Annotated in this window: 1 protein-coding gene; it reads left to right on the top strand. The window is 66.2% G+C overall.

Features of this window, described 5'->3' with window-relative positions; genetic code table 11:
* Positions 1-235 precede the first annotated feature (235 nt).
* A partial coding sequence (locus tag A9X04_RS27495) for an IS110 family transposase (protein ID WP_067927823.1) occupies positions 236-1294 on the top strand: 1059 nt, incomplete at its 3' end.

Raw genomic sequence — 1294 nt, 5'->3', positions numbered from 1 at the left:
GCCCGCCACGCCCACCAACTTGTTGAATTGGGAGCAAGAGAGCGTGGCCTGCAGCCATGCTTCTCTAGGCGGTGGCCGGCTCCGCTCGACGCGCACCTGTCACCGGTAGGGGTTGACTTAGTAGTGACCTGCGTCCGGTCATCGCCGCAAACGAGGAGTGGCTTGAGAGAGGCCTGCTAAGCCGAAAGTTGATGTGCCCTCCTCGCTTTCAACATATCGAAGTGAGGAGTGAGACATGTCAGCGGTATTAACCATCGACCGACGGGTGGTGATCGCCATCGACCCCCACAAAGCGTCGTGGACCGCCGTCGCAGTCGGCGAGTCTCTGCAGCCCTTGGCCACCTTGCGGGTATCGGTCAGCCGGGACGGCTACCGGTCACTGCGCCGCTTCGCGCGCGCCTGGCACGCCAGCATGTGGGCCATCGAGGGGGCGCACGGAATGGGCGCTCCGTTGACCGCCCAGCTGGTCCACGATGGAGTGGACGTCATGGACGTTCCCGCCAAACTCGCTGCCCGCGTACGGCTTCTGTCCACCGGGCACGGTCGTAAGAACGACGACGCCGACGCCGTGTCGGTCGGGATCGCCGCTCTCAACGCCGCCCACCTCACGACGGTCACCGTCGATGACGCCGCGACCGCGCTACGAGCAATAGTCGAACACCGCGAGGATCTGGTGAAGACCCGCACTCAAACCATCAACCGGCTGCACGTCCTGCTCACCAAGCTGAGCCCCGGCGGAGCATCGGGCACTTTGACCGCCGAACGTGCCGCTACGCTGCTAGGCGCGATCCGTCCCCGAGATGCCGCCGCTAAGGCATTGCGCGCCTTGGCCGTCGACATGGTGGCCGAAGTCCGTCACCTCGACCGCCGCATTGCCAAGGCCGCTGGCGACATCCAGTCCGCGGTCACCACCTCGGGCACCACCCTCACCGAGCTGCACGGCATCGGAACAGTCTCGGCCGCCAAGATCATCAGCCGCGTCGGACACGTCCACCGATTCCGCTCAGCAGCCGCCTTCGCCACCTACACCGGCACCGCCCCCATCGAGGTGTCCTCCGGCGACGTCGTCCGCCACCGGCTCTCCCGCGCAGGTGACCGCCAGCTCAACGCCTGTCTGCACGTCATGGCGCTCACCCAGATCCGCTCCGACACCCCCGGCCGGACCTACTACCAGCGCAAACGATCCGAAGGGAAGAGCAAACGCGAGGCCATGCGCTGCCTCAAACGACGCCTCTCCGACGCGGTCTACCGACAACTAACCCGCGATGCCCACCCAGACGAGGCGGACCCGGGA

Source organism: Mycobacterium sp. E3247 (genome assembly GCF_001667785.1).
GTDB lineage: Bacteria > Actinomycetota > Actinomycetes > Mycobacteriales > Mycobacteriaceae > Mycobacterium.
The sequence above is the reverse complement of the archived record's forward strand: the minus strand, read 5'-3'. Positions and strand labels throughout refer to the sequence as shown.